The 1,128-nt window shown below is 72.6% G+C and carries 1 protein-coding gene; it reads right to left on the bottom strand.

Annotated features, from left to right (window positions below):
* Nucleotides 1–65: 65 nt before the first annotated feature.
* Nucleotides 66–1,025 carry a lysophospholipid acyltransferase family protein gene (locus AB0O00_RS40760; RefSeq protein ID WP_363659702.1) on the bottom strand — a complete coding sequence of 320 codons (960 nt, stop codon included), beginning with the start codon at nt 1,023–1,025 and terminating at the stop codon, nt 66–68.
* Nucleotides 1,026–1,128 lie beyond the last annotated feature (103 nt).

The following is a 1,128-nucleotide window of genomic DNA, read 5'->3' as shown; positions in this document are numbered from 1 at the left end:
GGGCCCGGGGGGTTCGTCCCGCCGGGCCCCGGCCGTCGGCACGGAGCCTCTAGAAGAACACCGAGCTAGAAGAACACCGAGCGCCGCTGCACCAGCAGCTTGTAGAGCGTGTGCTGGATGGTCTCCCGCACCTCGTCCGCCAGGTCGAAGACCAGCATCGGATCGTCCGCCGCCTCCGCCGGGTACCCGTCGGTGGCGATCGGCTCGCCGAACTGGATCGTCCACTTGGTCGGCAGCGGCACCGCCCCGAGCGGGCCCAGCCACGGGAACGTCGGCGTGATCGGCACGTACGGCAGGCCCAGCAGCCGGGCCAGCGTCTTCAGGTTGCCGATCATCGGGTACGTCTCCTCCGCCCCGACGATCGAGCACGGCACGATCGGCACCCCGGCGCGCAGCGCCGAGGAGACGAACCCGCCGCGCCCGAACCGCTGGAGCTTGTACCGATCGGCGAACGGCTTGCCGATGCCCTTGAAGCCTTCCGGCCACACCCCGACGACCTCGCCGCGCTCCAGCAGCGCCTGGGCGTCCTCGTTGCAGGCCAGCGTATGCCCGGCCTTGCGGGCCAGCTCGTTGACGCCCGGCAGCACGAACACCAGGTCCGCGGCGAGCATCCGCAGGTGCCGGTGGTTCGGGTGGTGGTCGTGGATGGCGACCTGCGTCATCAGGGCGTCCAGCGGGATCGTCCCGGAGTGGTTGGCGACGATCAGCGCGCCGCCCTCGGCCGGGATGTGCTCGACGCCGCGCACGTCGATCCGGAAGTACTTCTCGGCCAGCGGGCGGAGCAGTCCGAGCAGCACCTCCTCGGTGAGCTCCCGGTCGAAGCCGAACTCGTCGACCTCGTAGTCGCCGGTGACGCGGCGGCGCAGGAAGGCCAGCCGTTCGGCGGCCCGGCCCTCCCAGCCCTTGCCGAACAGCCGGGTCGCGGCCGGGCCGAGCTGCCCGGACAGCGCGCCGCCGACGGCACCGGCGATGCGGTCGGCCAGCGCCGGCTGGTCCGGCGACGTCCAGTCAGGGCCCGCCGTCAAACTCCCGCCTGCGGGGCGACGCCGGGGCACGCGCCTCGCCGCGTTGTCGTCGGTCGCCGATGCTCCGCATGGACTCCCTCCTCCGCCTTGCGATCCACGCACC

The organism is Kitasatospora sp. NPDC093558 (assembly GCF_040683475.1).
GTDB lineage: Bacteria > Actinomycetota > Actinomycetes > Streptomycetales > Streptomycetaceae > Kitasatospora.
This window is presented reverse-complemented; position numbering and strand designations above follow the sequence as displayed.